The 26992-nt window shown below is 69.6% G+C and carries 24 protein-coding genes; 18 read left to right on the top strand and 6 right to left on the bottom strand.

Features of this window, described 5'->3' with window-relative positions; genetic code table 11:
* Nucleotides 1-2: 2 nt before the first annotated feature.
* Both KEG38_RS27695 and KEG38_RS27700 read right to left on the bottom strand, forming a co-directional pair.
* Nucleotides 3-974, bottom strand: a complete 972-nt coding sequence (locus tag KEG38_RS27695) for a DUF362 domain-containing protein (protein ID WP_272422942.1) — start codon at nt 972-974, stop codon at nt 3-5.
* A 114-nt stretch (nt 975-1088) separates the two neighbouring features.
* Nucleotides 1089-2834 carry a serine/threonine protein kinase gene (locus KEG38_RS27700; protein ID WP_272422943.1) on the bottom strand — a complete coding sequence of 582 codons (1746 nt, stop codon included), beginning with the start codon at nt 2832-2834 and terminating at the stop codon, nt 1089-1091.
* 198 nt (nt 2835-3032) lie between these two features.
* On the opposite strand from KEG38_RS27700, the gene KEG38_RS27705 reads away from it, so the two are divergent.
* The 9 genes from KEG38_RS27705 to KEG38_RS27745 all read left to right on the top strand — a co-directional run bounded on the left by KEG38_RS27705 (nt 3033) and on the right by KEG38_RS27745 (nt 10016).
* On the top strand, nt 3033-3464 hold the full coding sequence (locus KEG38_RS27705) for a universal stress protein (protein WP_272422944.1): 432 nt from the start codon (nt 3033-3035) through the stop codon (nt 3462-3464).
* Between the two features lie 19 nt (nt 3465-3483).
* A complete protein-coding gene (locus tag KEG38_RS27710) occupies nt 3484-4056 on the top strand; it encodes a CDP-alcohol phosphatidyltransferase family protein (RefSeq protein WP_272422945.1) in 573 nt (190 codons plus the stop codon).
* An 86-nt stretch (nt 4057-4142) separates the two neighbouring features.
* Complete coding sequence (locus tag KEG38_RS27715; protein WP_272422946.1) at nt 4143-5099, top strand: DUF4349 domain-containing protein; 957 nt, start codon at nt 4143-4145, stop codon at nt 5097-5099.
* 11 nt (nt 5100-5110) lie between these two features.
* Entirely contained in the window at nt 5111-5575 is a 465-nt protein-coding gene (locus tag KEG38_RS27720) for a serine/threonine protein kinase (RefSeq protein WP_272422947.1), read from the top strand.
* A gap of 137 nt (nt 5576-5712) precedes the next feature.
* Complete coding sequence (locus KEG38_RS27725; protein ID WP_272422948.1) at nt 5713-6312, top strand: hypothetical protein; 600 nt, start codon at nt 5713-5715, stop codon at nt 6310-6312.
* Nucleotides 6312-7472, top strand: coding sequence for a hypothetical protein (locus tag KEG38_RS27730; protein ID WP_272422949.1), 1161 nt, complete (start codon nt 6312-6314; stop codon nt 7470-7472). The genes KEG38_RS27725 and KEG38_RS27730 overlap by 1 nt, the downstream gene beginning before the upstream one ends.
* Before the next feature lie 42 nt (nt 7473-7514).
* The gene (locus KEG38_RS27735) at nt 7515-8375 is read left to right on the top strand and encodes a hypothetical protein (RefSeq protein WP_272422950.1); all 861 of its coding nucleotides are present in this window, start codon (nt 7515-7517) and stop codon (nt 8373-8375) included.
* A gap of 13 nt (nt 8376-8388) precedes the next feature.
* Nucleotides 8389-9708: a M28 family peptidase gene (locus tag KEG38_RS27740; RefSeq protein ID WP_272422951.1), complete on the top strand. Its 1320-nt coding sequence runs from the start codon at nt 8389-8391 to the stop codon at nt 9706-9708.
* Between the two features lie 41 nt (nt 9709-9749).
* A complete protein-coding gene (locus KEG38_RS27745; RefSeq protein WP_271919358.1) occupies nt 9750-10016 on the top strand; it encodes a NifU family protein in 267 nt (88 codons plus the stop codon).
* Between the two features lie 78 nt (nt 10017-10094).
* Here the strand turns inward: KEG38_RS27745 and KEG38_RS27750 are convergent, their stop codons facing one another.
* Nucleotides 10095-10928: a hypothetical protein gene (locus KEG38_RS27750; RefSeq protein WP_272422952.1), complete on the bottom strand. Its 834-nt coding sequence runs from the start codon at nt 10926-10928 to the stop codon at nt 10095-10097.
* Between the two features lie 189 nt (nt 10929-11117).
* Between KEG38_RS27750 and KEG38_RS27755 the strand changes: the two genes are divergently transcribed.
* The 3 genes from KEG38_RS27755 to KEG38_RS27765 are packed head-to-tail and all read left to right on the top strand — an operon-like array spanning nt 11118 to nt 14071.
* Complete coding sequence (locus KEG38_RS27755; protein WP_272422953.1) at nt 11118-11711, top strand: cobalamin ABC transporter substrate-binding protein; 594 nt, start codon at nt 11118-11120, stop codon at nt 11709-11711.
* Nucleotides 11708-12529: a type I methionyl aminopeptidase gene (map, locus tag KEG38_RS27760; RefSeq protein ID WP_272422954.1), complete on the top strand. Its 822-nt coding sequence runs from the start codon at nt 11708-11710 to the stop codon at nt 12527-12529. Before KEG38_RS27755 ends, map begins: the two co-directional genes overlap by 4 nt.
* A 15-nt stretch (nt 12530-12544) precedes the next feature.
* Nucleotides 12545-14071, top strand: a complete 1527-nt coding sequence (locus KEG38_RS27765; RefSeq protein WP_272422955.1) for an FAD-dependent thymidylate synthase — start codon at nt 12545-12547, stop codon at nt 14069-14071.
* A gap of 357 nt (nt 14072-14428) precedes the next feature.
* Here the strand turns inward: KEG38_RS27765 and KEG38_RS27770 are convergent, their stop codons facing one another.
* On the bottom strand, nt 14429-15241 hold the full coding sequence (locus KEG38_RS27770; RefSeq protein WP_272422053.1) for a phosphate/phosphite/phosphonate ABC transporter substrate-binding protein: 813 nt from the start codon (nt 15239-15241) through the stop codon (nt 14429-14431).
* Between the two features lie 99 nt (nt 15242-15340).
* Here KEG38_RS27770 and KEG38_RS27775 point away from each other — a divergent pair, with 99 nt between their 5' ends.
* The 4 genes from KEG38_RS27775 (at nt 15341) to KEG38_RS27790 (ending at nt 21464) form a co-directional block, all read left to right on the top strand.
* The gene (locus tag KEG38_RS27775; protein ID WP_272422052.1) at nt 15341-18604 is read left to right on the top strand and encodes a POTRA domain-containing protein; all 3264 of its coding nucleotides are present in this window, start codon (nt 15341-15343) and stop codon (nt 18602-18604) included.
* Between the two features lie 156 nt (nt 18605-18760).
* Nucleotides 18761-19882, top strand: a complete 1122-nt coding sequence (gene recA / locus KEG38_RS27780; RefSeq protein WP_272422051.1) for a recombinase RecA — start codon at nt 18761-18763, stop codon at nt 19880-19882.
* Between the two features lie 47 nt (nt 19883-19929).
* Entirely contained in the window at nt 19930-20427 is a 498-nt protein-coding gene (locus KEG38_RS27785) for a SixA phosphatase family protein (protein ID WP_272422049.1), read from the top strand.
* Between the two features lie 68 nt (nt 20428-20495).
* Nucleotides 20496-21464, top strand: a complete 969-nt coding sequence (locus KEG38_RS27790; RefSeq protein WP_272422048.1) for an HD domain-containing protein — start codon at nt 20496-20498, stop codon at nt 21462-21464.
* Between the two features lie 269 nt (nt 21465-21733).
* Here KEG38_RS27790 and KEG38_RS27795 read toward each other — a convergent pair whose 3' ends face one another.
* Both KEG38_RS27795 and KEG38_RS27800 read right to left on the bottom strand, forming a co-directional pair.
* The gene (locus KEG38_RS27795; protein WP_272422047.1) at nt 21734-23314 is read right to left on the bottom strand and encodes a hypothetical protein; all 1581 of its coding nucleotides are present in this window, start codon (nt 23312-23314) and stop codon (nt 21734-21736) included.
* Nucleotides 23315-23467: 153 nt separating this feature from the next.
* Complete coding sequence (locus KEG38_RS27800; RefSeq protein WP_272422046.1) at nt 23468-24190, bottom strand: hypothetical protein; 723 nt, start codon at nt 24188-24190, stop codon at nt 23468-23470.
* A 69-nt stretch (nt 24191-24259) separates the two neighbouring features.
* Here KEG38_RS27800 and KEG38_RS27805 point away from each other — a divergent pair, with 69 nt between their 5' ends.
* Nucleotides 24260-25621: a hypothetical protein gene (locus tag KEG38_RS27805; protein ID WP_272422044.1), complete on the top strand. Its 1362-nt coding sequence runs from the start codon at nt 24260-24262 to the stop codon at nt 25619-25621.
* 84 nt (nt 25622-25705) lie between these two features.
* A complete protein-coding gene (locus KEG38_RS27810) occupies nt 25706-26986 on the top strand; it encodes a S1C family serine protease (RefSeq protein WP_272422041.1) in 1281 nt (426 codons plus the stop codon).
* The last annotated feature ends 6 nt before the right edge of the window (nt 26987-26992 follow it).

The raw sequence follows: 26992 nt of genomic DNA on the forward strand, positions 1-26992 counted from the left end.
CGTCAGACCTCCACCCAGCGCAGGTCTTTCCAGTGCATCGTGCCGAGCCCGCGTTCGTGGCCCATGCGCAGGTACGGGATCTCCTCGGGCGAACGGCCGATGAGCTGGCAGCCGTACGCGTCGGCGGCGACCTGATCCGTCGAGGCGAGCAGCGTGCGCATCTCCTTGGCGTCGGCGATGTTGCCGCCCTGCGGGCCGTTGCGCACGAGCACGCGCCAGGCGTCGACGATGGTGAGCGTTGGCTGCATGAACGTCGCGAGATCCGCGATGGAGACGTCGATGTTCTGGTGCAGTCGGTTTCTGCGTCCGCCGAGCGAGCCGTACCAGTTCTTCATCGCCGCGGTGTACTTCGAGAGGTTGTGGTGCTTGGCGATGGGGATGTTGATGACCTTGTCCGCGTTGATGAGCGGCGTGTAGACGGGCCACTCGTCGAGGACCTCGCCCTTGAGCCGCATGCCGCGGAAGCGGTGCGCCGCGGGGAGCACGACCTCGGCGCCGACGTCGTACGCCGCTTTCCAGATGCCCGAGCGCTGAAAACAGCGGTTCGGCTCGTTGCACGAGGCGTCCGTGACCACGACGCGCTTGGCGCCCGCGTCGTAGGCGAGCTTGACCACCTCGGCGACGACACGCGGGTTCGTGTTCGCCGCGTGGATCGGGGTGCGATCCCAGCCGATGTTCGGCTTCACGACGACGATGTCGCCACGCGAGATGAAGCGGTTCATGCCGCCGAGCGCGGCGATCGCCTTGCGCACGAGCGCCTCGGGCTCGGCCTCGTTCTTCGCGATGACGAGCTTGGGCAGCTCCGCCGGCGCGTCCTTGAGCCGATAATCCCGCGTCTGCGGCCGATCCTTCGAGGGGCCCTCGGTGATCGAGCCACGATCGAAGCGCGTCTTCGCGAGAGCCGCGGCCCCGCCGAGCACGAGCCCCGCGGCGGCGAGACGCTCGATCATCTCACGGCGCGAAATGTTACGCATCGGAAGATTTCCTACGGATAGCAAGGCCGCGCCGGAGGAACAAGCGGGCCGCGCTGTGGAGAAGCTAGTGGGAGGAGCAAGGGTCGTCGACGAGGATCGACCGCAGGGAAGCAGCTACGGGGCCGGCGGCGCGGGCGGCGCAGGCGGCGGCGGTGGAGGCGGCGGAGGCGCTGGAGGCGGCGGAGGGGGAGGGGGCGGGCCCACCGAGGCGATCGACGTGAGGGACGGCGAAGGCGAGACGGAGGCGGAGCTCGCGGGGCTCGTCGCGCCGGCCCCGGAAGACTTCACCTCGGCGCGGAGTTTCTCCCGTTCGTCGCTACACGCCTTCTGATCGGCGACGCATCGATCGCGCTCCTCGCCGAGCTTCTTCAGCTCCTCAGCCTTCTTCTCGGCGAGGGTGCGCTGCTCGTCGCGTTCGTTTCCGAGGGCGACGCGCTGTTTGTCCCACTCGGCCTCGCGGCGCTTCCACTCGGCCTCGGCCTTCTCGGCGGTCTCCTCGCACGTCTGCAGACGCGCGGCGCTCTGATCGCGGACCTTCTTGATCTCGATGGCGCAGTCGAGCTCGCTGCCCGACTCGCAGAGCTTCATCTGCGCATCGAGCTGCTCCTCGAAGAGTTTTTTGTCCTTGCTCGCGGACGCCTTGCACTTGTCGACGTCCGTCATCGCCGTCTTGTAGGAGGCGTTGCAGATCTCGACCTGATCGAACTGCCGCGCGCCCTCGGCCCGCGCGCGTTCGAGCTCCGTCGCGAGCTTCAAGGTTTCGCGCTTGGAGAAGGCGACGACCGCGCCCGCGGCGGCGAGGAGCAAAAGCGCGCCCGCCGAGACGCGGAAGGCCTGGAGCGAGGCGCGTTGCTTCTGGCGCTGTCGTTCCTCGGCGCGGGCGATCTCGCGCTCCGGTTCGAGCAGGACGTCGAGCTCCTCGGCGAGCTCGCTCATGGCCGGACGTTCCCGTGGATCGTGGGCGAGCCACCGCGCGAGCGCCCGATCGATGAGCTCGCGCGCCTCGCCCCGCACCTCGGCGAGCGTGCCGTCGGGCAGCGGATGCGTCGCACGGACCTCGAGCGCCCGTTCGAGATCGTCCATCGTGTTCGCCGTGGAGCCCGGGTAGCGATCCTCGCCGACGAGCGAGACGAGCAGCGTCGCGGCGAGGCAGTACGTGTCCATCTTCTCGCTGATGGGCAGAGCCGCGAGGTTGCCCCTCATCGCGGCGAGCTGCTCGGGCGAGGCGTAGAGCGCCGTGCCCGCGACGAACGTGCCCTCGCACTCCGCCGCGACGCCGAGGTCGAGCAGGATCGGGTGCACGCGCCCGCCGAACGTGGCCAGGAAGATGTTGTCCGGCTTGATGTCCTGATGCCGAAGGCCGGCCCCGTGCAGCGCTTCGAGGCCGCGGGCGATCGCCAGAAAAACGTCGTGCGCCTCGCGCAGCCCGAGCGGTCCGCGTTCGAGCCGCTCGGCGAGGGTCTCGCCGCGGTAGACGGGCATCGTGAGCCACACGTACTCGGGCGTCGTGCCGTGGTCCTTCATCTGGACGACGTTCGGGTGGCCGACCGTCGCCAGCATGACGAGCTCACGCTCGACGTTGCGCCCGGCGAAGTGCGAGCGCGGCAGGATCTTCAGCGCGACCTGGTGCTCGGGGACGTCCTCGCGCTGGGCGACGTAGACCTTGCCGAACATGCCGGCGCCGAGCAGGCGCTTCAGCCGGTAGACGCCGCCCACGACGTCGTCGATGGTCGGCATGACGACCACCGAGGGAGGGCTTTGGCTCTCGTGCGGGGGGGCTCCGGCCCGCTGGGAGTCGTCCACGACGGTCACGGCGTAGGCGTGCACGGTGACGGTGGCGCGGAGGTTCGAGCTCTTCACGGCGAGAACGAGCGTACCGCGAGGGCTCCCCGCGCCGCGAGAAAGCAGCAGCGCGCCCGCCCTGGCTCGGCGCGTGCAAGCCCCTCGGGCAGGCCCCGGCGACCGAGCAAGGAGGTGCCGCTCGGGGGCGAGATCTCCCTGGTTGCGCGGCTCGGGGTGAGCTTGCAACCTGCGCTCCCCAGGAGAAAAGGAGCATTCATGACGACGGGAGCGAACCAAAAACTGCTGGTCCCCATCGACTTCGAAGTCGCCTCGGCCAAGGCGCTCGCGCTGGCGAAGGATCTCGCCGCGCGCCTCGGTGGCCAGGTCGTGCTGGTGCACGCCTACCAGCTCCCGGTCTACACGTACCCGGGCCTCGAACCGACGCTCTTGCCCGGCTTCCACACCGAGGTGGCTGCGGCGGCGCAACGCGCGGTGGAGCAGCTCGCGAAGCAGGAAGGCGTGGTCGCGGTGCTGCGCGAAGGCGATCCCGCGACGGAGGTGCTCGCGGCGGCGGAAGAGCTCGGCGCCACGATGATCGTCATGGGCACGCACGGGCGCACCGGCGTCGCACACCTGATCCTCGGCAGCGTGGCGGAGAAGGTCGTGCGGAAGAGCCCGGTCCCCGTGGTGACCGTGCGGGCGGACTGAACGACCCGGGGGGGCCTTCATGCCGCAGTACCGTGTCGCGGATCTCGGTCTCTTGCCGAACGTCCTCAGCGCGTTGCGCCTTCCGCTCGCGGCGATCTTCCCGTTCGTCGTCGACGACGCCCGGGCCGCGCTCGCCGTGCTGTTCGCGGCCGCGCTGACGGACGTGCTCGACGGCTGGCTCGCGCGGCGCCGGGGTCAGCTCACGGCGGTCGGCGCGGTCGTGGATCCGATCGCGGACAAGGTCTTTGCGGTGACCGTCGTGATCACCTTGCTCTACACGCGGCGTATGCCCCCGTGGGCGCCTCTGGCCTTGCTTTCGCGGGAGATCCTGGAGGCGCCGCTGCTCGCGTGGGTGCTCGTAAGTCCGAGGTTCCGCGGCGCGCGGCGGGCGGGAGCGCGCTCGAACGTGCCTGGCAAGCTCGCGACCTGCGTGCAGTTCGTCGCGGTGGTCACGGCGATCGCGGCGCCCGATCTCGTGGAAGGCGCGCTCGTCGCGTCGGCGTGCGCAGGGACCTTGGCGGGCGTGTCGTACTGGACGCGCGAGATCGATCGGGCACGGAGGCTCGCGGGCGGGGCGCGGCGCGGCCCCTGAGGCGCACGAGCCCCTTCGCTCGCGACGCGGGCGCATGTAACGTGCTTGATCGCCATTCCAAGGCGCTTCCGCGACCAGGACGAACGATGCGACCGAACGTGCTCCTCGCGCTCTCCAGCGTGATCCTCGGGCTCCTCCCGGCTTGTTACGCGGGCGCGCAAGCGCGGTCGTACGAGCCTTCGCGATCCATGGCCGACGCGAGTGTGGCCGAGGAGATCACGGTCGCCGGCGCCGTCGAGGGAGCGGGGGACGCGCTCACGGCGAGCGGCGGCGATGAGGATGGCATCTCGTACGCGAGCACGACGCCGGGCAGCCTCGCGCTGGGCCTGCGCAAAGAAGAAGCGAATGCGGCCCCCGCGGCGCCGCCCCCGCCCCCGCCGGCGCCGCCGTCGGGCAGCAAGAAGGACGAGGCGCCCGCGAAAGAGTCGCCCGTAGGAGGCGAAGCGAAGCCACGCGCGGAGCCCACCGGCAAGCAGCTCGAAGGCGACGGCACCGTGGCCGTCATGCGCGCGCCGATGCTCGTCTACACGGCTCGCGTGACCATGGCCGTCTACGAGGTGAAGAGCTCGCTCGGCGAGGTCGAGTCGCTCGCGCGGAGCCTCGGCGGCTTCCTCGCGCGGAGGAACGATCAGTCGATCACGATCCGCGTGCCGGTCGCTCGCTTCGACGAGGCGATCCGGCGCATCGAGAAGCTCGGCGACATGCTCTCGCGCGACGTGCAGGTCGAGGACGTGACCGAGGAGTACCACGACACCGAGATCCGCCTGAAGAACGCGCGCGCCGTGCGCGAGCGGCTCGAGCAGCTCCTCGCGAAGGCGACGAAGGTCGAGGAGTCGATCCAGATCGAGAAGGAGCTCGAGCGCGTGGCCGAGACCATCGACCGGCTCGAAGGGCGCATGAAGTTCCTCCGCGATCGCGCGGCGTTCTCGACCATCACCGTGACGTTCCAGCCGCGGAGCTCGGCCGAGCTCGGCAAGCGTCGCTTCAACCTGCCCGTGCCCTGGATCCACGAGCTCGGCCTCGGCCGGCTGCTCAACCTGTAACGGAGCTTTTCGTGCGATTCCGACTCGAGTCCATCGCTCTGTTCGCCCTGCTCGTCGTCTCGGCCTGCCGTCCCTTCGAGCCGGCCACGCCGCCCGGGTTCGTCGAGCTCGAAGATCGGTACGGCCGCGCGGAGTACCGCGCCACGACGGCCGACGGTGTGGTGCTCGGCGCCCGCGCGTTCGACAACGATCCCAAGGGCGAGCGCGCCTTCTGGGTGCGCGCCCTGGAGAACCGCATGCGCGACATGGGCGGCTACGCGCTGCTCGAAAAGCGCGAGGTCAAGGATCGCGCCGGCCTCACGGGGACGCAGCTCCGCTTCGGCCACGACGAAGGGGACGAGCCGTACCTCTACTACCTCACGATCTTCGTGACCGACGATCGCGTCTTCGTCCTCGAAGCGGGCGGTGCGCGGCCGCAGATGCAAAGGCTCGCCGAGCAGATCGATTGGTCGGTGAAGAATTTCCTCCATCACTGACGGGCCCCCGAGCGCGGACAGCCGCCTTGCTTGCGCTCGGCCCCTTTGCTACCCCGCGTCTGGTGCGTCACCTCCTCTCGTCCGGCCACAGGCTCCATCGCCCACGGCCAAGGTCGCTCGCCAGCGTAGCGTTCCTCTTGCCCGCGCTTCTCGCTGCGCCCGCCTTCGCGCACGGCGGAGGCGTGGCGAGCCCGCCGATCGAGGTCCCGCCGCCGCCGCCGGGCGACGGAGCGACGGCGCTCCAGATCCTGCGCGACGTCGAAGCCAAGGCCCAGGCTCCGCGCTCGAAGAAGGCGGTCGCAGACGCGGTCACGCGTTCGAAGAAGGCGCTCGAACGGGCGCACGGCGCGCGCGCTTCGGGGGACGCCCCGCACGCGCGGCTCCTCGACGGGCTCGCGCTCGAATGGGCGGAGACGGCGAGGGATTTGCTCCGCGCGGCGGAGGCCGAGCAGTCGGCCGCGGCCATTGCCGACAAGGCGAAGGAGGCCTCGACGCAGGCCGAGCGCGCGCGCGCTCTCCTCGAAGAGACGCAGGCCCGACGAGGCCGCGCCGACGCCGAGCTCGAGCGCGCGACGGCCGAGGAGAAAGAGGCCCGCGAGGCCGCCGCGAAGGCCGAGGACGCGCGCATCGCCGCGGGCAAGGGCAAGGACAAACCGGCCAAGAAGGACGACGCCAAGGCCCCGAAGAAGGCCGGCGGCGGCGCGGCCGCGGTCCCCAACAAGGGGAAGGGGAAGTGATGAAGCGAATGCTCCTCGTGGCGCTCGTCGCGCTCGCCTCGGCGTGCGCTCCGGTGCCGCGCCCGCCGATCCTCTCGGAGGTCGATGCCGTGCAGCAGGGCGCGGCGGCGAAGGAGGCGCGTGACCTCGCGCCGCTCGCGTATGCACGCGCCGAAAAACACCGGAAAGAAGCGCACGCTGCGTATGAGGCCGGCGACGTCGCGGGCGCGCAACTCCACGCCGAGTGGGCGCTCGCCGCGTATGCACACGCCCACACGCTCGCTCGCGTCGCGCGCGCGGAGACCGACGCGAAGAGTGCCGAGGCCGAGCTTGCCTCGCGTCAAGCCGAGCTCTCGTCGCTCGATGGTGAACAGACCCGCGCGTCCGCCGAGGTCGCGGCGCTCGAAGCCCGCATCAAGGTCGCCCGCGACGCGCAGCCCGTCGCGCCGTCCGGCCCCGCGGATGCGGCGCGCGAGAAGGCCCGCGTCGCCGCGGCGCGATCGCTCGCCCTCGAAGCCCGCATGCTCTGCACGGCGGCGCGCCTGCTCTTGCCCGAGGTGCCGGCACCGAAGGCGGACGTGCCCGCGCCCGTCGGCGCGCCGACCCGCGAGGCGCTCGTCGCCGAGCTCGACGAAGCCCAGCTCATCGCGAAGAAGCTCGATGAGTCGCTCGCACAGGCGGGCCCTGCGCCGATCGATCTCGCCACGCGCGCCCGCTCGACTTGCCTCTCCGCGCTCACAGACATGCGCCGCGCCATGACCCCGGTCACGCGCGCGCCCGGCGCGGGGGACGCGCTCCTCGGCGAGATCTCCTCCACGCGGGCGTTTTCGCCTTCACGCGATGATCGCGGCATCGTGATCACGCTGCGCAACCTCTTCGCCGGCGACAAGCTCACGCCCGCCGCGACCGAGCAGATCACGCGGCTCGGCAAGCTCGCCGCGCAAAACCCGCGCTTCCCGCTCGCGGTCGTCGTGCATCAGGACAAGGAGCCCTCGGGGAAGGAGCAGGCGGCCGTGAAGGCGCGCGCCGATGCCGTCGCGGCGGCGCTCAAAGGGGCGAACGCGCCGCGCGTCGACGTCGTCCTCGCGGGCGCGGCCTCGCCCGTCGTTGATCCTGCCGGCAGCGATCGGGCGCGCAATGCACGCGTCGAGATCGTCTTCGTCACTCCCGAGACATTCTAGTAGCATGCACCCGCGCGCGTCGTTTTCGCGCATGAGGTCCCGATGCGTTCGAGCTGGCTCGCTTCTCTGATCGTCCCTGCCGCCCTCGTGGCGACGCTCCCTGGGTGTGAGGACAACAGCAAGGAGCAGGAGCAGGCCGCGGGCTACGTGCTCGACAAGCTCGTGCCCGTCGCGAACGAGGACGCCGCGCAGGTGCGCCGCGGCTTGCCCGAGGGCGCGAAGAAGCTCGGCGAGGTCGTCGACAGTGATCCCGGGGCAAACCTCGTCGCCCTGCAGAAGGCCGTCCGCGGGGCGCGTGCGTCGGTGAAGGACCTCGACATCGCGAAGAGCACGTTCTTCACCTTCGTCGACACCACGGGCATCGCGCTGCGCAGCGAAGCCGATCCCGATCTGCTCGCGCAGAAGTCGGTCCTCTCCTCGTTCCCTTCGCTGAAGAAGGCGCTCGAGCCGAGCGCGGGCGTCGTCGAGGCGTGGGGCGAGATGCAGGAGATGCGCGGCGTGCGCACGGGGCCCGACACGCAGTGGGTCGTGGCGCATCCCGTGAAGGACAAGGAAGGCCAGGTGAAGGGCATGTTCGTCACCGGCTGGTCCTTCCGGCGCTTCGCGCTCCACCTCGAAGAGATGGCGAAGCGCGAGCTCCTCGATCGCGCCGCGCGCGAGAAGCAGAAGAAGGTCCCCATCGTTTACGTCTTCCTCGTCCGCGACGGGAAGGCCTACGGCGCGCCCGTCACGCCCGACGTCAACGCGCAGGCTATCGAGGGCCTGGATCTCGCGAACAAGACGCAGAGCGGACCCTTCCGAGGCGCCCTCGAGATCACGAACCGCTCCTACGGCATCGCGGCCCAGCGCATGCCCGATCTCGGCGAGGGCACGATCCTCTCCGTGATGGCCTCCGCCATCTGAAGCGTGGTTCGTCGTGGCGAACGAGCCCCCGCCCGCGCTTCCGGCCCGTGAGCCCGCGGCGAAAGCGCCACGCAAGCCTCGCTCGCGTCGCCGCCGCATCGCCGCGCTCGTCGTCCTCGCCGTCGCGCTCCTCCTCGCCCTCGATCAAGTCGGCGTGCGTGAGCTCTCGGGCCGCGACTTCCCACAGACCGATCCGCTCTCACCCACGTTGCGCGCGCATGTCGAGACGCTCGCCGCGCCCGCATGGGCCGGCCGCGTCCCCGGCAGCGAGGGCAACGCCGCGGCGGCTCGTTACCTCGCCGATGCGCTCGCCGCGGCCGGCGTAAAACCTTTCCCATCGCTCGGCGGCTACCTCGCGCCGCTCGCCGAGCCGAGCTCGCCGCTCGGGCACAACGTGCTCGGATGGATCCCGCCCGAAGGCCCCGGCGAGCCGCGCGGCACCATCGTCCTCGGCGCGCACTTCGATCACCTCGGCCAGACCGACGAAGGCCTCCTCCTCGGCGCCGACGACAACGCCGCCGCCGTCGCCGTTCTCCTCGGCGCGATCCCCTCGCTCCTCGCGCAGCACCCGCGCCCGTACGGCATCGCCGTCGTCTTCTTCAACACCGAAGAGTCGCCTTACTTCAACACCCCGCGCCAGGGCTCACAGCGCTTCGTCGCCACGCTCCCCAAGGAGATCGGCGACCTCGACTCGATTCGCCTCGCCGTCGTCCTCGACCTCATCGGCGGCGTCGTCTGGCGACGCACGGCGGACATGATCTTCGCGTCTGGCGCCGAAAAGACCCGTGGCCTCCCGGCGATCGTCGACGCTGTCCGCGAGCCTCGGCTCGACGTTCGCCGCCTCGGCATCCACGCGGTCGAGAACATCCCCGGCTACGCGCCGCAGCCCTTCTCCGACTACGACGTCTTCCGCGACCACGGTGTCCCGTTCCTCTTCCTCTCGAGCGGCCGCACGCCTCGTTACCACCGCGCCTCGGACCTACCGGACACGCTCTACTACGACCGCATGGCGCGCACCTCGCGCTGGATCGCCTCCCTCGTCGCCGCGCTCGCCGCGTCGCCCCCCGCGTTTTCCTTCGATCCGCGTGGCGAGGACTTCGCGGCCGATCGCGACACGCTCCGGTTCGCCTTCGACGCGGCCGTCAAGCCGTGGAGCTCGATCCCTGGCACGAGCCCGATCACCGCGGTGCGCATCCTCGGTGATCGTGGTCGCCTCGAGGCCATGGCCGAGCCGGGCCACGTCTGGACCCCCGAGGACGCCCGGGCGATCGAGCGCGCGAGCTTCCGCCTGCAGTGCTTGCTCTATCGTTTTCCGGTGTGCTTCACGCTCTGATCGCTTCGTGGTACGTTCGGCCCCGGAGATAACTCGAGACGATGCCCGCGAACATCGACCAGATGCTCAAGGTTTGCCGTGAGGTGATCGCCCCGCTCGTGCGTGCGGATCAAGGCGAGCTTTACCTCGTGGCGGTGGAGCCCGACCAGATCACGCTCCACCTCGCGGGGATGTGCGCGGGTTGCCCTGGCGCAAATCTCACCACGAAGGGCGTCATCGAGCCGGCCGTGCATGCGGTCGCGCCCTCGGCGCGTGTCGTCGTGACGAGCGGCATCCGCATCCCCGAAGGCGCGTCGCTCGTCACCTGAGCCCACGCGCCCGCGAAGGCGACGCTTCCATCCCCCTGAAAAGCGAAGGGCCCCGCGTTTGGCGGGGCCCTCGTCGGCTCACTTCTTCTTCTTGTTGTCGGCGGGCGGCGGAGGCGCGGGCTCGGGGTCGGGCCCGCGGATCGCGGCGGCCACGGCAGGATCGATGGCGTCCTCCTGCTTCGGCTTGTTCGGACGCAGCGACTCGATGTTCTGCATGGTCGCGTTGTCCTCGTACGCGATCGCGATCGCCGTCTCACCGCGCTCGATCAGACGCACGTGCGTCGTTGCGTCCTTCCAGTCGACGACGGTGGCGAACATCCCGAGGTCCGGGTTCGGCGGGATGATCCGGCCCGGCGTGCCGTACGTCGTGGAGAGCTTGACTGCGGACTCCTGGAAGTTCGCGCCGAGCGGCCCGCCCTTGGCGAGCTTGATCTCGTCGATGATCTTCCAGAGCTTGTCCTGGATGAAGAAGAAGTACCGGGTCTTGCCGTCCCGGGTCATCGACAGCATCCACTCTTTGTTGAGGTAGCTGTACTCGCCGCGGAGCGGCGAGTTGTCGACGGCCGTGGGGAGCTTGCCGAACTCGATCTTGCTGCGGCGGAAGGTGTTTTTCTCTTCCAGGAGCTGCGCGTCGAGCGCCCGCTGATTCACGCCGGGCGAGACCTTCTGGTAGAGCGGCTTGTAAGCCTCGTCGAGTTGCTTGTCGATCGCCTCGCCGACCTGCTTCGTCGTCATGCCCCACTTGAGCGAAGCGGGCTCGAGCGCGATGGGCTTCTTGGTGACGGCCGGGCCCGTCATGGCGGGCGCCGCCGCTTTCTTCTTCGCCTGCGCCTCGACCACCACCGGGGTGGCCGTTGCCGCGAGGCCGAACGTGGTCGCCAGGAGCGCTGCCCAAAGCTTGTTCACCTTCATCTCCAATCCTCCGCCCCGCCGGCCCGCGGCCGGCAACCGGGATCTACCAGATTTCTGCGGGAAAAGGGGCCCGCCGAGGTCTTCGGGGGGTTGGACGAAGCCCGCGCCGGATCGATGGAAAAGGATCCGATCGAGGCAGGAGCCTGCCAGCACTGACAGATCGGAGGGGACGTGCTAGGTCCAGGCCCGATGGCGCAGCTCTCGACGCGAACGGCCAGGCGGGCCAGGGCGGTCGCGTTCGGCGTGGCCCTCGGGGGGCTCGTGTCCGGGTGCGGCGCCGCGAGCGTCCAGGGCGACACGAACACCTCCGCGCATCCCGCCTGGCTCGGACACGACCAGGTCCTCTTCGACGACGTCGTCGACGCGGCCGCCCTCGGCCTCGGCGCCGACGTTTCGAACGCGCAGAAGGATCCGCTGCTGAAAGAGCGCGCGCGTGGTTCCGAGCTCGTCTCGCGGGTGCGCGTGAGCACGGTGACGGTGGAGTCGCTGGCCGAGGTCCGCACCTACCGCCTCGTTCTCCAGGTCGTCCCGCCGCCGTTCGTCACGCCGGCCTTCGAGCAGACGGCGTTCGAGCTCGTCATCGGCCCTACGGCCCCGTCCTACGGGGTCGCGCAGGCGTTCGACATGCGCCTTCGTGGCGCGTCGTTCATCGGCTTCCTCCGTCGCTTCGCCGGCGAGGGGGACGAGCCGAGCAGGCTTCACTGGCATCTGTCGCCGGACACCGCCGAGGTGGCGGCCGCCGTGACGGATGCCCTCGCCCTCGCGGAGCTGTCGGGATCGTGAGCAACGTCGGGATCAAAACGTTGAAGGAAGTGGAAGGGATGCGGGCCGCGTGCCAGATGGCCGCGGAGACGCTGCTCGACGTCGGGGAGATGATCCGCCCGGGGATCACCACGGAGGACATCAACCGCTTCGTCCACGACGACACGGTTCGGCGCGGCGGCTGGCCCGCGCCGCTGAACTACCACGGGTTCCCGAAGAGCGTGTGCACCTCGGTGAACGAGGTCGTCTGCCACGGCATCCCGGGCCCGCGGGTCCTCGAGCCCGGCGACATCATCAACGTCGACGTCACCACGATCTACAACGGGTTTTACGGCGACACGTCGGCGACGTTCTACGTGGGCAAACCCTCGTCCGCGGCCAAGCACGTGACCGAGGTGTCGCGGCGCTCGCTCGAGCTCGCGATCGCGCAGGTGCGTGAGGGCGCGCGGCTCGGGGACATCGGCGCGGCGATCCAGGAGTTCGCCGAGGGCGAGGGCTGCTCGGTGGTGCGCGCGTTCGTGGGGCACGGCATCGGCCGGGTCTTCCACGAGGCGCCGCAGGTCTCGCACGTCGGCAAACGCGGCACGGGCATGCGCCTGCGCGCCGGGATGTGCTTCACGATCGAGCCGATGATCAACCTCGGCCATCACGACGTGGAGGTCCTCGCGGACAAGTGGACGGCCGTCACTGCGGATGGATCGCTCTCCGCGCAGTTCGAGCACACGCTGGTCGTGACGAAGAACGGCTGCGAGGTGCTCACGCGCCGGAGCAGGAAGCTCGCGAACAGCGAGATCTTCGGGGATGTGTTTTCGGTCGCCGCCGCGGCCACGACGCGCTAACGGACCCTCGGTCCCATGTCCCTCGATGAAGCTGCGCGTGGCCGCATTGCGCCGTACGTCTCCAGCCTGACCGACGATGTCTTCGCTCTCTCGGGTTTGCCCGAGGAGGTGATCGCCGTCCTCTTTGCCTACTACTCGCGCAGCCGCGACGACCTGCGGACGAACCTCGCGCGCCTGCTCGCGGATCAGGAGCTCGACGTCGAGGAAGGCGTGACGACGCGTCCTTCGTTCGGGCTCGCGACGGAGAAGGCGCGCGCGTTCCACGAGAAGTGGGTCGTCGGCTACGGGCACGCGTCGGTCGCGGAGCACGCGGTCGTGCACCTCGCGATCGAGAACGTGAGCATCGTGGCCTCGAAGGTGATCGAGGACCTGCGGCTCGGCTCGTACACCGAGAAGAGCACGCGTTACGTGGTCTTCGATCGGAACAGTTTCGTGGACTTGCCCGAGCTCGAAGGGCCATTGGGCCAGACCTACCGCGCGAGCGCGGAGCGGCTCTTCACGACGTACGTCGAGCTCATGGCGCGCGTGATGGATGCGCTGCGCGTGCGCGTGCTGCGTCCGCCGGGCGCGTCAGAGGCGGCGCATGCAGCGGCGATCCGCGCGCATGCTTGTGATCTTTTGCGCGGGCTCTTGCCGGCCGGGACGCGGACGAACCTCGGCCTCACCGCGAACGCGCGCGCGCTCGAAGCGCTGCTCACGAAGATGCTCTCGCATCCGCTCGCGGAGGTCCGGAAGGTCGCGACGACCATGCACGCGGCCGCTCGCACCGTGACGCCGACCCTGGTGAAGTACGCGGGGCGGAGCGAGCACCGATCTGCGCAGCGCGCCGACGTGGGGGACAAGCTGCGATCGATCTACGATCCCGGCCCCTGGGACCCCGGCGCGACGAACGTGGTCGGGCAGCCGGTGCGGCTCGTGCGTCACGACAAGGACGCGCTCGAGCGGATCGTGCTCGCGCTCGCGTACGACAACAGCGAGCCGAACGTGCACGCCCGCGGGCTCACGGAGGCGATGCGGCACGCGACGTCGCGCGAGCTCGAAGACGTCGTGCGCGCGTCGGTAGCGCGTCGCGGCGCGCACGATCCCGTGCCGCGTGGCTTCGAGGCGACGACGATGACGTTCGAGCTGATGCTCGATTACGGCGCGTACCGGGATCTGCAGCGGCACCGCATGCTCCTGCCGGCAACGCAGCGGCTCACGTGCCGGCTCGGCTTCGAGACGCCCGCGGAGCTCGAGGAGCTCGAACTCGATCGGGCCTACACGGACGCGATGGTCGCGGCGTGCGACGCGTGGGAGGAGCTCGAGAGCAAACGACCGCTCGAAGCGCAGTACGCGGTGCCACTCGGCTTCCGGATCCGCACGCTCTGGACGCTCAACCTGCGCGAGCTTTTCCACGTGGTCGAGCTGCGATCGGCGCGGCAAGGGCACGCGAGCTACCGGCGCATCGCGCAGGGGCTGTTCCGCGCGGCGATCGCGGTGCACCCGTGGCTCGAAGGTCTCGTCCGCGTGGATCTCGGCGACTACACGCTCTCGCGCGCCTGACCGCAGCGTAGCGCCGGGGTTTCACCCCGGACCCGACCAGGGGTTGTCCACCCCTGGACCCGGACCAGCGCAAGCGCTGGACCCGGGGTCGATGAACTCTGCGCGATGCGCAGTTCATCGAACAGGCCGAGTCAAGACCGGCGACGGGCTTGCCAGTCAAAACCGCAGCACGGACGTGTCGGCTCGAGGGTAGGGCAGCACTGCTGTCTCAGCTGGCAACGCCGCTCGTGGTCTTCCCCGGGCCCGTCCGAGAAAACGCGCATCGCGCGGTTTCTCGGCCCTCGGTCCAGGCCGTGCCTGGTCCGGGGTGAAGGGGGCGGACAGCCCCCTTCTGGGGTGCGGGGCAAAGCCCCGCGCTCAGCCGAAGCCGGGCAGATCGTCGAGCGCGGCGCGCACGGGCGCGTAGCTCTGCTCGCGGCCGGGGATCCAGCGGCGCAGCCCTTCCATGTCGAGGAGCTTGCGGTGCTTCGGGTTCGCGTACGCCATCTCGGAGAGGGTGCGCTTGAACGCCTCGACCTTGTCCGCGGCGAGCGTGGGCATCGCGTCGAACATGCGCAGGTCGAACGTCGGCGTCGTCCACAGGACGTCGACGATGCGTGGATCGACGTGCCCTGCCGCCTGCTCGGCCTGGAAGACGAGGCTCCCGACCGCGCCCGCGTGGGCCCGACCTTCGTGCACGGCCGCGAGCACCGCGAGCTCGCTCGCGCCCGTGTCGCCGTGTTTGCCGACGTCGGAGTCGAACGCGAGGATCTTCACCTGGTTCAGATCCACACCCGCCTGCTTCAAGTAGTAGAGCGGCAGGATCCGCGACTGCGCCGAGTCCCGCGTCCCCACGGCCAGCACCTTTCCGTGCAGATCCGTGAGCTTCCGAACGACGACCTCCCGACGGATGAGGATCTTTGCGCAGACGTCGCGGTCGCGGTCGCGCATGGCGATGCCGATCGACTTGCCTTCGGTGCGCCGCTTCACACGCACATGGGAGATGCCCGAGTTCCAGGCGATGTCGACGTGCCCGTGGAGTAGGGCCTCGATCTGCCGCTCGTAGCTGGAGAAAAGCGCGAAATCGAGGGACACGCCGTGCTCCTGGAAGTGCTCACGCATGCCCTCCCAGATGGTCACGACCTTCGGGTCGTATGCGACCGCCCCTATCAGGATCGTCGGATCAGCCATGCCGTACCTTTTGGCGAGCAACTCGGGCGGACGGTAGCATCGGGACGGGCGTCTCCAAAGGGCCGCGAGCCCCTCCGTGCCCCCCATCTACCTCGGCCCGTGCCCATCCCGCGTTTTTCCCGGTCCCAACGAGCCCGCTGCCTCGCCGCGGCATGCTCGCTCGTCTGCCTGCTCGGCGCAGGGTCGGCAGAGGCCGAGGACGCGAAAAACCAGGGGACGAGCCCCGGCGAACGCGCGGCGCTTGCTGGCGAGGAGCCGCAAGCCGCGCTTGCCGCGCCGCAGCTCTCGCCGCCGCCGGACACGAGCGCGCTCACGGGCAAACCGATCAAGCGGGTCGACGTCGTGACCGTGGGCTCGCGATGGAGCACCTCGCTGCGCATCACGAAGGTCCGCGCGGGCGAACCGTTCGAGCCCTCGGCCGCGCGAACCGTGATGCGCGAGCTCACGGAGTCGGGGCAGTTCGCGCGCGTGACCGTGGAGGCCATCGCCGAGGGAGACGGCGTCGTGCTGCGCGCGCACGTGCTGCCGCGGCGCCTCGTGGCCTCGATCCGCCTCTCGGGCGCGACGCTGGATCGCGCGGCGACACTCGACGCGGCGCGCGTGCGCGAAGGCGGCGAGATCACGTCGCCGATGCTGACGGAGATCGGCCAGCGGATCCGCCGGTACTACGCGGATCACGGCTACCCCCAAGCGAACGTCACGTCCGACGTTTCGGACACGGACGATCCAAACCGCGTCGTCCTGCGCATCGACATCGACGCGGGCGCGCCGCGCACGGTGACGCGTCGCTACTTCGTGATCACGCCCGGCATGGAGCGCGAGGTGAACGGCCTCGAAGATCGCTATCGGCTCGGGGTCGGCGCGCGCATCGACGAACCGCTGCTCGAGGAGGCCGATCGGGAGCTCGCCGAGGTGCTGCGGGAAAACGGCTTCTACCGCGCCGACGTGAAGCACGTGGTGCGGCTCTCGGCGTCGAGCAGCGAGCTCTTCGTGTACGTCACGCCCGGGCCGCGCATCGTCCCGGTCTTCGAGGGCAACCGCTCCGTCGACGAGGTCGAGCTCTCCGCCGCGATCGCGCCGAAGAAGGGACTCGAGCAGAAGACGCAAGAGCTCGTCGAGAGGCTCACCCGCTTCTACGTGCAGCGTGGCTTCTTCGACGCGCGTGTCGTCCCCGAGGAGCGCGGCGGCCCGAACGATCCGGTGCACCACCTCGTCTTGCGGATCGACGAGGGTGATCAGGTGCGCGTCGTGCAGCGCATCTTCCCGTGCCTGCCGAAGACGTGGAACGCCGAGCAGGTGCGCGGCGAGATCGACAGCTTCCTCGTGGAGGATCTGCCCGGCGACAAAGGTTTTTCGCTGAAGGATCCGAACGCGGTCTCGGCGCTCTTCGGCGGGCGCGGACCACGCGCCGTGGCGAGGCCGCTCGATCTGAACCCGGTCGAGACGTACGCGCCCGAAACCTACGAGCGCGCGCTCAAGCACCTGAAGGATCTCGCCTACAGCAAGGGCTACCTCAACGCCGTCGTCGGGCCCGTGCAACTCGAGCGCGCGACGTGCAGCGCGCGCTCCCCCGCGGGCCGCTGCATCCCCGAGCCACGCGAGCCGAACGAGGCCGTCTGCGCGAAAGACGCCCTCGGCCTACCGCTGCCCGAGCCCGATCCCCCGCAGACGCTCGTGTGCCGCCCCGATCCCGTGAAGCACGTCGAGTGCTCGCGCGAGATCGCGCTGCGCATCCCGATGCACCTCGGCCCGCAGACCTTGCTGCACGACGTCGCCTTCGAGGGCAGCCGCACGGTCTCCGAGCAGGCGCTCTTCGAGACGAGCCGCCTCGAGCTCGGCAAGCCGCTCTCCACGATCGAGCTCGAAGCCGCGCGCCTCCGGCTCGTCGAGTCCTACCGCGATCGTGGCTACGCGTTCGTCGAGGTGAAGGCCTCGATCGAGCCCTCGCCCGACCGCACGCGGGCGCGGGCGCGGTTCGCGATCACCGAGCGGGATCAGGTCATCGTCGGCGGCTTCGTCGTACGCGGCGCGCTCCGCACCAGCGAAGAGCTCATCCTGCGCCGCATCGCGCTCGAGGAGGGCAAGCCTTTCGTCGAGCGCGACGCGCGGCGCAGCGAGGAGCGCATCGGATCGCTCGGCGCGTTCTCCAGCGTCTCCGTGGGCCTCGAAGATCCAGAGGTCCCGCAGAAGCAGAAGCGCGTGCTCGTCACGGTCACCGAGCAGGTCCCGCAGTACCTCGATCCACGCGTCGGCTTCTCCACGGGTGAGGGCCTGCGCTTCGCCGTCGAGTACGGCCACAAGAACATCGCGGGCCTCGCCATCGCGCTCACCCTGCGCGTGCAGCTCTCCTACCTCTTCGACTTCATCGTCGTCGATCCCGGCGTGCGCGCCGACTACGAGAAGAAGCTCAGCGTCGGCCAGCAGCTCGAGCGCCGCAACACCGCGTCGATCACCTTCCCCGAAATCGGGCTCGGTCCGCTCGTGAGCCTCTCCGTCGACGGCATCGACGTGCGCGACAACCAGCGCGGCTTCGGCATCACCCGGCAAGCGCTCGTGCCCACGCTCGCCTACCGGCCGAGCCGCACGATCACGATGCGCCTCGGCGCGTCCGCGGAGGTGAACGAGGTCGACGTCTTCAACGAGACGGCCATCGACTCACCGATCATCCCGCTCCTCCGCGTGCCGTTCGGCAGCACGTTCGCCGTTGCCGAGCGCATCAACTTCGCGTGGGACGGCCGCAACAGCGCCTTTGCCGCCACCAAGGGCGCGCTCGTCGCGCTCGGCGTCGAGCACGTCAACGCGCTGCCCACCGACGAGGGCGAGGCCACGATCAACAGCCACTTCCTCCGCATGTCCGGCCGCGTCGCCGGCTACTTCGAGCTCAGCTCGAAGGGCCCGAGCATCGCGATGAGCCTCGCGGCCGGCTACAACCTGCAGCTCAAGGACGGCAGCTCCACCTACCCCGACCGCCTCTTCTTCCTCGGCGGCGTCGACACGATCCGCGCCTTCCTCGCCGACGCGCTCGTGCCCGAAGACGTCGCGCGAGGGCTCATCGCGAAAGGTCAGACCACGCGCTCGGCCGTCCTCGCGAACGTCCCGATCCGCGGCGGCGACCTCTCCATCAACCCGCGCCTCGAGCTACGCGTGCCGGTCACCGACCTCTTCCAGGCCGGCTTCTTCCTCGACACGGGCAACCTCTGGAAGGAGCCGACGGCCATCGACTTCACCCTCCGCTACGCCCTCGGCGGGGGCCTGCGCATCACGACCCCCATCGGCCCCCTCGCGCTCGACTACGGCTTCAACCTGAACCGCCGCCAGTGGGAGGACATCGGCGCCTTCCACTTCTCGATCGGCCTGTTCTGACGGAAATTTGGGATCGGACATAACCTGTCCGCTCTCCCGCCGTTCCGTCTTGCCTCCTGAACAGCCGGACAGTATACGCAGCCGAGACGAACGGTTCGTGGCGCAAAACCCGCGACCCATTACCCTCACTGCCCCCCTGCCCCCCCCGAGGTCGCCATGAGTGACGAGAAAAACCCGAAGCAGAAGCTCGCCGCGCTGGAGCTCGCCATCGCGAGCGTCGAGAAGGAATACGGCAAGGGCGCGATCATGCGCCTCAAGGAGGGGCAGAGCCTGCACGACGACGTCGCCGCCGTCTCCAGCGGCTCGCTCTCGCTCGACATCGCCCTCGGCATCGGCGGCTACCCCCGCGGCCGCATCATCGAGATCTACGGCCCGGAGTCGTCCGGCAAGACCACCCTCACCCTGCACGCGATCTCCCAGATCCAGCGCTCCGGCGGCGTCGCCGCCTTCATCGACGCCGAGCACGCGCTCGACGTGAACTACGCGAAAAAGCTCGGCGTGAAGACGGACGAGCTGCTCATCTCGCAGCCCGACTACGGCGAGCAGGCCCTCGAGATCGCGGACATGCTCGTCCGCTCGAACGCCGTCGACATCATCGTGGTCGACTCCGTCGCCGCCCTCGTGCCCAAGGCCGAGATCGAAGGCGACATGGGCGACAGCCACGTCGGCCTCCAGGCCCGCCTCATGAGCCAGGCCCTCCGCAAGCTCACCGGCACCGTGGCCCGGTCGAACTGCCTGCTCATCTTCATCAACCAGATCCGCCTGAAGATCGGCGTGATGTTCGGCAACCCCGAGACGACGAGCGGCGGCAACGCCCTCAAGTTCTACTCCTCGGTGCGCATGGACATCCGCGCCATCGGCAAGATCAAGGAGGCGGCCGCGAGCGGCAAGGAGCCCGCCGTCGTCGGCAACCGGACCCGCGTGAAGATCGTGAAGAACAAGATGGCGCCGCCCTTCCGCGAGGTGGAGTTCGACATCCTCTACGGCCAGGGCATCAGCCACGCCGGCGACGTCATCGACCTCGCGACAGAGGCGAACATCGTCGAAAAGAGCGGCGCCTGGTTCTCCTTCCAGGGCGAGCGTATCGGCCAGGGCCGCGAGAACGCCCGCACCTACCTGGAGCAGCACCCCGACGTGCTCGAGCGCATCGAGACGCTCGTGCTCGCCAAGCACGGCATCCAGCGCCCCGGCAAAGCGCCCGAAGCCGCGTCCGCCCCGGCCGGCAAGGCCGCCGGAGCCCCCGCCGAAGGTCGCCGCGCCCCCGCGAAGACCAACTGATCCATCCCCAAGGGAGCCTTCCTCATGGCAGGCTCCCTCTCGTCACCATGAACCTCTACGTGATGCGCCACGGCCTCGCGGCCGAGAGCTCGCCATCGGGCCGGGACCGCGATCGCCCCCTCACCTCCGAAGGCATCCTCGGCGTCGAGGAAATCGGCAAGACGCTACGAGCCCAGCACGGGCCGACGCTCGGCCGCATCGTGGCAAGCACGTACCTGCGCGCGCACCACACCGCCGAGCTCATGGCCGGCGTGCTCAGCGCCGCAGCAATCCCGATCGAGACCTTCTCGGAGCTCGAACCAGACGAGCCGCCGCCCGTCGCGCTCCTGCGCGAGCTCGCCACGGCAAACGCAGACGCACTGCTCGTCGGCCATCACCCGATGGTGATCGCCCTCCTGCGTCTGCTCGTGCGTGACGTGGCAGAGCTGCCACTCGGCCTGCATCCAGGCATGCTCGTGGGTATCGCGCGCCCGAGCGGGCCCGACGTAAAACCCGAGCTCGGCGGCTCCTTCCGCGTGACGACGGTGCTCCGCCCAGCCCGGTGACGCGCGCGCTCGACAGGCAAGGCGCGCCGCGCTACCCGTTCCCTCCCCCATTTTCACCGAGATTGCGCGTGCAGGAAGAGACGAAGGCCCCGAAGTCCCCCGATCCGCAGCGCGCCATGACGGCCCTCGCCTGGGCCGTCGAGCGCGCCGAGAGAGGCACGCCCCCACCGCCCCCCGAGCCCGGCGACGCCCCCACGCACCCCGTCGCAGACAGCGACGACTTCCGCGCCGCCTCATCGCTCTACCTCCCCGACGTCCGCCGCTCCATCGACCGAATCATCATGTCGCGCGACGCCGAAGACGGTCTCGACGCGCTCCTCGAGTGCGGCGCACTCGCCGCCATGCTGCCCGAAGTCAAAGCAATGGTCGGCTTCGGCGACGGCGAGTGGCGTCACAAGGACGTCTGGAAACACACGAAGCAAGTGGTGCGGCAAGCCGTGCCGCGGCTCGAAGTCCGCTGGGCAGCGCTGCTCCACGACATCGGCAAGGTCAAAACGCGGACGATCTCGCCCTCAGGGGAGGTCCACTTCTTCGGCCACGCCGAGGTAGGCGCGCGCATGTTCGACCGGCTCGATCGGCGTCTGCCGCTCTTCAACCCCGAGCCCGCGCTGAAGAGCTCCGTGCGGTTCCTCATCCTGCACCACCTGCGGGCAAGCCAGTACGAGGCCTCCTGGACGGACAGCGCCGTGCGTCGATTCGCAAAGGAGATGGGGGACGGGCTTCAAGATCTGCTCGACCTGTCGCGCGCAGACATCACCACGAAGCGACCCGAAAAGAAGAAGAAGGGTCTGCGCCAGATCAGCGATCTCGCCGAGCGCGTGGAGCAGATCCAGAAGCTCGACGCCGTCGTCCCCCCGCTGCCGAGCGGCATCGGCGACGAGATCATGCGCTCGTTCGGTCTGCCGCCGTCGCGCAAGATCGGCGAGCTGAAGAAGGCACTCGAAGCCGCTGTCGAGAGCGGCGAGGTCCCGTCGCACCAGTGTGCCGACGTGTATCTCGCGTTCCTGCGGGAGAACGCGGGGCGCTTCGGGCTCTGAGAGGGAGCGTCGCGCCGGGGTTTCACCCCGGACCCGAGCAGGGGCTATCCGCCCCTGCACCCGGACCAGCGCAAGCGCTGGACCCGAGGTGCATCGACCGCGATGCGGTCGATGCAAGGGGGAGCCTGTAGCAGCACCCGCTGTACGAGCAGGCTGTTGAGAAACGCCGCGAGCGCCCTGGAGCTAGGGAGGAGGACGCAGGAATACAGGCGTATTCCGAGGACGACGACCGACGATCCAGGGCGCGCAGCAAGTTTATCAACAGCCTGCTAGCGGCGGCGGTTCTCGACGAGCGATACGACAAAGTCGAGGCCGCTGCGCACGCGGTCAGGCAGGACGCCGTCGATCCGCTTGCCCAAGCTGCGCTCCAACTTCGCGCGCTCTTCACGGAGATCCTCCAGGGAACGCGCGAGGTCCCCCCTGGATACTTCGAGCTCGCGTTTCACGCTGGCGAGTTCGTCAACCCGCTCGCCGAGCTCGCGTTTCACGCTGGCAACTTCACCAACCCGCGCGTCGAGCTCCCCTCTCACGCTGGCAAGTTCACCAACCCGCTCGCTGAGCTCCCCTCTCACGCTGGCAAGTTCACCAACCCGCGCGTCGAGCTCCCCTCTCACGCTGGCGAGTTCACCAACCCGCGCGTCGAGCTCCCCTCTCACGCTGGCAAGTTCACCAACCCGCGCGTCGAGCTCCCCTCTCACGCTGGCAAGTTCACCAACCCGCGCGTCGAGCTCGCGTTTCACGCTGGCGAGTTCACCAACCCGCTCGCTGAGCTCCCCTCTCACGCTGGCAAGTTCACCAACCCGCGCGTCGAGCGCCCCCCGCAGCGCTTCGACCTCCTTCCGAAGCGCCTCGACCTCCTCCTTCGACGGCCCCTGCACGACCGGCGCCGCGAGCTCCGCGACCGGCGGCTCCGGCGCCGCAGCCACCTCGACGACCGCCGCCCGCATCACCTCGCCCTCGGCCGTCCCAATCCAGATCGACGTCGCCCCCTTCGTCGTCGTCGCCAAAAGCACCCGCGGCCGCCCCTTCCCGCCCGCCGCCGTCGTGCTCACCGGCGCCTTCGGCCCCTCGCTCGGCGCCGAAAGCGACGCCGCGTCGTACAGCGCGATCTTCCCATTCGCGAACGCCACGACCACGCTCGTGTCCGTCACCACCGCGTCCGCGATCGGCGCCTCCAGCGTGACGAGCGACGCCTCCGCGCGCTCCCCGTCCCGCGTCACCACGCAGATCCCCGCCCCGCCGCGCTTCCACACCACGCAATACACGCGGCCGCCGCGCACCTGATCGAACTCCGCCGCCCCCGCCGGCAACGTCACGCGCGCGCTCGGCCCGCGCTCCGGCGCCGTGCCCGGATACACGCGAAGCTGCCCGCCCTGCTCGCCCTCGGCCAAGAGGTACGTCACGCCATCCCCCGCATCCCCCGCGCGCACGCGCCCCGGAACCTCCACAGGCCGCGCGCCCACCTCGCCACGACCAAGCGACAGCGAGAGCACCCTGCCCTCATCGCTGATCGCGAGCGCGCCTTCCCCCGAAGGACGCGGCAGCAGCGTCCGCATATCCCGCACGATCTCGCGCACCCGGTACGGATCCCCGAGCGGCACGGACCACACCGTTCCTTCCTTGTCGCGAACGAGCGCCACGTCTTTCGACAGCAGCGCCACCTCCTGCGCGGTGATGCGAGGCAGATCGATCGCGTCTCCACTCGTCGCCGTCACGGGCGTGACCGCGATGCGGGCCGGCCTCGACGTCAAAAACGCGACGAGGCCCGTGGTCCCGAGCCACGCAGACGCCGTGGTGCCAGCGCCGAGATCGAGAATCTTGCGCGGAGATTCGAGGTGCGAAGTCGACATGGCCCCGAGGTTACCCGAGGCCGCCCGCTTTTGTCCCGAGGGTGACGCCTCGCGTCCCCCTCTCGGCCAGGCGAAGCCCGGCCGATTCACCCCCCGAGGCGAGCTCGCTGCGCGATCTCGCGGAGCACCGAACGAGTTCGGCGCTCGAGCGGACTACTTGAGCCGCGCGTCACACGTCGCGCAGCGCTTCGGCACGGCATCCTTGTGGTAAACCTCGCCGCACCGGCCGCAGAGCCGTGCGTCGCGCTCGAACGCGATGAGCTTGCCACTCGCCTTGCACTTGAGCCCCGCGACCTGCGCCGGCTCGAGCGGCAGCGTCTCGGCCGCCCCCTCGCCCGCGTTCTCCAGCGCGCCCGCCTTGACGTCCTCCATCTTCGCCGGGATCCGCTCGCGCGCCTCGCGCAGCACCTTGCCCGCCGCCTCGGGCAACGCCGCGAGGGAGATCACGATCGACGTCCCCTCCCCCTCGACGGTCAAGCTCCGATCGCCGAGCACGATCCGGCGCACCGCATGCCACGCGATCCGCTCGATCTCGTTCGTGCCCTTCTCGACCCCGACGCCTGCGTCGCCCACGCGGATCGTTTGCGCCGGCCGTGGCCCGAACAGCGCTGTCACGAGCAGCACGGCCGCGCCGGCGGCGAGCAGGTACGGCGCGGCCTTGTGCGGCCCGAGCGCCTCGTCGCGCAGCCATTGCCCGTACGTCCCGGCCCCGACGAGCACCGCCGCCACCGAGAATGCGAGCACCGACAGGATCGCCGACGGCGAGCTCTTCGGCTCGAACCGCTTCTCCGTGCGCGGATCCGAGCGGAGCTTCAGCACGACCTCGTCCCGCGAAGGCGCCTTCTTTCCGCCCTTCTTCGTCTTTGCCTCTCCCATCGTCCCTCGCGCTTGCTCTATCGGATGCGCTGCCCGAACGCAATCCAACCGCAGTAGACTCGGCCTCGCATGCTCGGTCGCCTGGCCACCTACGTCGTCCCCGCGGCCTCGGTGACCGTCACCGCCCTCGTGCTCTTCGGCCCAGGTTCGCCGAACCCAGCGCCCTTCGTGCGGGTCCGCGGCGTGCCCGTGGCCGGCGGCCAGACGCTCGCCCTTCGCCTCGAAGGCGCACGGCGGCTGTTCGGCGTGGACGACGTCGCGGCACTCGAAGGCGTGACCGTCGAGGTGACGGACGCCGGGGCGAACCTCGCGCCCCGGGCGGTCTCGCTCGGCCCGGACGGCGTGGGCGAAGCCTCGGTCGAGAAAAACGCGCCGCTCACAGGCCCGCTCGACGTCCGGGTTCTCCAGGGAAACACCGTCCTCGTCGAAGGGACCGTGCCGCTTCGGCCTACCGAGCCCCCGCGGCTCGGCAGGCCGCCCGTGCAAGGCGTGGCGACGGGGGATTTGCGTATCTCGGTGGTCGTGCCGCGAGGCCAGCTCGCCGCGCCTTTCCCCGAGGCGATCCAGGTCCGCGTGCGCGAACCCGACGACCTCCCGCTCCTGCCCGGGCGCGTTCCGCCAATCACCATCAAGGCGTCGGCGTCCGGCGCCACGATCGAGCCACCAAACGTGAATTTGCGCGATCCGCGTCCGGCGACGTTCACCGTCACGCCCCTCGCGCACCTCGTCGAGCTCATCCTCGTCGCCAACGATCACCGTGGAAACGAAGGTCGCTGGGAAGGCCTCTTGCCCGTGCGGCCGGGCGCCATCTGGCTCGACCCCGATCTCCACGCCGGCCTCACGTTCGTCTCGCCCGCCCCGCGGGATCGCGTCTACGCCTCCATCGTCACCGACGCAGGCCGCATCCTCGGCGCGATCGTCCCCGTCACGCGCGACGACGCCGGTTTTTTCCGCGGTCGCCTCGACGTGAAGCTGCCGAAAGAACCCGCGCAGATCATCCTCTCCGGCGACCCCGGCGAGCGCGGCGACGCCACGACGGCCTGGCCCCTCGCACCTCACGCCGCATCCGCCGCCGCGCCCCGCCTCGAGCTCCTCCTCGACGGATCGGCCGCAGCCGAAGCCCGCGAACACGCGCGAGCCTCCTCGGCGCGACGCGCGGCCGTCTTCCTCGTCGCCATCGCGGCCCTCGCGGAGGTCCTCTTGATCCTCGTGCGCACGCGGGCGTCGCAGCGCGATCTCGATGCAAACCTCGCCGCAGCCGTCTCGCTCGAAGCCAGCGACGAGGCCGGCGCGCCCATTCCGTCCGAAGACCAACGACGTATCGTCGAAGCCGCGCGCGATCGACATCCGGCGCTGCGCGTCGCGCTCGTGATCACGCTCGTCGTGCTTGGTTTTGCGCTCTTCGCGGCCCTCTCCACGTTCCGCCGTTGATTCGTGGGACGGCTTGCCAAGGGCCTCGGAGTCGTGTCTGATCGAGGTTCGCGGTTTCCATCCACCCCCACGAGGAATGTGCCGATGGCTTCCAGGCTCGCGTTTGGTTTGGTTCTTCTCTTGATGGGCTGCGGAGGCGGTGCGCCTCTTCCGGAGACGAAGGAGCCTAGAGCCGCGGCCAAGGTCAACGTCCCCGAGATGCAGCGCAAGGCCACCGTGCGCGTCAAGGCCGAGTTGCCCGAGGACGTGAAGACGGCCTTCGTCGAGACCGTGAAGCAATCGCGCCTCCCGGACGCCATGGGCACCGTCGGCGTGGGCTGGACCTCGACCGGCAGCGGGTTTTTCCTCAAAACGCCGGACGGCAAGGGCCTCGTGCTGATCACGAACCGGCACGTCGTCGACAGCGCGCCGAAGGTCACGATCGTGCTCGACGAACACACGTCGCTCAACGATTGCGACGTCCTCTACACGGACGACAAATACGACGTCGCCGTGGTGAAGGTGCCCGACAGCCTTGCGACGAGCGCCATTGCGGTGGCCACGCTCGGAGACGGCACCGCGAAAAACGACGAAGCCGTGCAGGCCTCGGGGTATCCGCGCGTCGGTGAGCAGCAATCGTACCGGCTCACGAGCGGCACCATCTCGAACTCCGATTTCGCGGTCACGGTGCGCGGCCACAAGTCCTCGTTCCTGCAGCACACGGCCGCGATCGATCCAGGCAACAGCGGCGGCCCGCTCTTCCGCAAGGACTCGCTCGAGGTCATCGGCATCAACACGCTGACGATGCGCTCGAACGACAACCTCTACAGCGCCGTCCCCGCCGCCACGGTGAAGGGCGTGCTCGATCGCGCCTTCAAGGTGCCTTCGAAGACGGACGTCAAGGCGACGATCAAGCAAATCCAAGGCTCGTGCAAGGAGCTCACGGACGAGCTCAGCATCGGCGGCGAGCCTCCCATTTCCACGGTCTCGCTCGTCTCGGATCGCCTCGTCGCCGAGCGTGGTGTGCCCACCTGGGAACTCCGGTACATCGAGAATGGCCCTCCGGAGCGCAACGAGGAAACGGGCGAGGTCACTCCGGGCAAACCCAAGGTCAACGAGGAGGCCTTCGGCGAGCTCGTGTCGGCCGTAAAAAAAGGCGACGTGATGGAGCACCTGCGCGGCCTCACGTTCGCCTACCTCTACGTCGACCTGAAACGGCAAAAGGGCATCACGGGGGATCCTTGCTCGCGCGTCGTCGAGAAGGACGTGCGTGATTACGAGGATCGCGGGTTCGTGCGTGTGGGCATGGATCTCGGCTCGGGCGAGCGCCGGACGATGCGCTTCCGCCTGGAGCAGGGTCACTGGCGTCTCGCCGGATACGAATGAAATACG

Origin of the sequence: Polyangium jinanense, from assembly GCF_028435265.1 — a bacterium.
Lineage (GTDB): Bacteria > Myxococcota_A > Polyangia > Polyangiales > Polyangiaceae > Polyangium > Polyangium jinanense.

What these genes read in the sequence shown, in the direction of transcription:
- KEG38_RS27770 (WP_272422053.1), bottom strand. Translation starts at nt 15,241, where the DNA reads ATGGCTGATCCGACGATCCTGATAGGGGCGGTCGCATACGACCCGAAG.
- KEG38_RS27730 (WP_272422949.1), top strand. Translation starts at nt 6,312, where the DNA reads ATGAAGCGAATGCTCCTCGTGGCGCTCGTCGCGCTCGCCTCGGCGTGC.
- KEG38_RS27745 (WP_271919358.1), top strand. Translation starts at nt 9,750, where the DNA reads ATGCCCGCGAACATCGACCAGATGCTCAAGGTTTGCCGTGAGGTGATC.
- KEG38_RS27785 (WP_272422049.1), top strand. Translation starts at nt 19,930, where the DNA reads ATGAACCTCTACGTGATGCGCCACGGCCTCGCGGCCGAGAGCTCGCCA.
- KEG38_RS27750 (WP_272422952.1), bottom strand. Translation starts at nt 10,928, where the DNA reads ATGAAGGTGAACAAGCTTTGGGCAGCGCTCCTGGCGACCACGTTCGGC.
- recA (WP_272422051.1), top strand. Translation starts at nt 18,761, where the DNA reads ATGAGTGACGAGAAAAACCCGAAGCAGAAGCTCGCCGCGCTGGAGCTC.
- KEG38_RS27805 (WP_272422044.1), top strand. Translation starts at nt 24,260, where the DNA reads ATGCTCGGTCGCCTGGCCACCTACGTCGTCCCCGCGGCCTCGGTGACC.
- KEG38_RS27735 (WP_272422950.1), top strand. Translation starts at nt 7,515, where the DNA reads ATGCGTTCGAGCTGGCTCGCTTCTCTGATCGTCCCTGCCGCCCTCGTG.
- KEG38_RS27795 (WP_272422047.1), bottom strand. Translation starts at nt 23,314, where the DNA reads ATGTCGACTTCGCACCTCGAATCTCCGCGCAAGATTCTCGATCTCGGC.
- KEG38_RS27710 (WP_272422945.1), top strand. Translation starts at nt 3,484, where the DNA reads ATGCCGCAGTACCGTGTCGCGGATCTCGGTCTCTTGCCGAACGTCCTC.
- KEG38_RS27705 (WP_272422944.1), top strand. Translation starts at nt 3,033, where the DNA reads ATGACGACGGGAGCGAACCAAAAACTGCTGGTCCCCATCGACTTCGAA.
- KEG38_RS27765 (WP_272422955.1), top strand. Translation starts at nt 12,545, where the DNA reads ATGTCCCTCGATGAAGCTGCGCGTGGCCGCATTGCGCCGTACGTCTCC.
- KEG38_RS27800 (WP_272422046.1), bottom strand. Translation starts at nt 24,190, where the DNA reads ATGGGAGAGGCAAAGACGAAGAAGGGCGGAAAGAAGGCGCCTTCGCGG.
- KEG38_RS27755 (WP_272422953.1), top strand. Translation starts at nt 11,118, where the DNA reads ATGGCGCAGCTCTCGACGCGAACGGCCAGGCGGGCCAGGGCGGTCGCG.
- KEG38_RS27695 (WP_272422942.1), bottom strand. Translation starts at nt 974, where the DNA reads ATGCGTAACATTTCGCGCCGTGAGATGATCGAGCGTCTCGCCGCCGCG.
- KEG38_RS27715 (WP_272422946.1), top strand. Translation starts at nt 4,143, where the DNA reads ATGCGACCGAACGTGCTCCTCGCGCTCTCCAGCGTGATCCTCGGGCTC.
- KEG38_RS27810 (WP_272422041.1), top strand. Translation starts at nt 25,706, where the DNA reads ATGGCTTCCAGGCTCGCGTTTGGTTTGGTTCTTCTCTTGATGGGCTGC.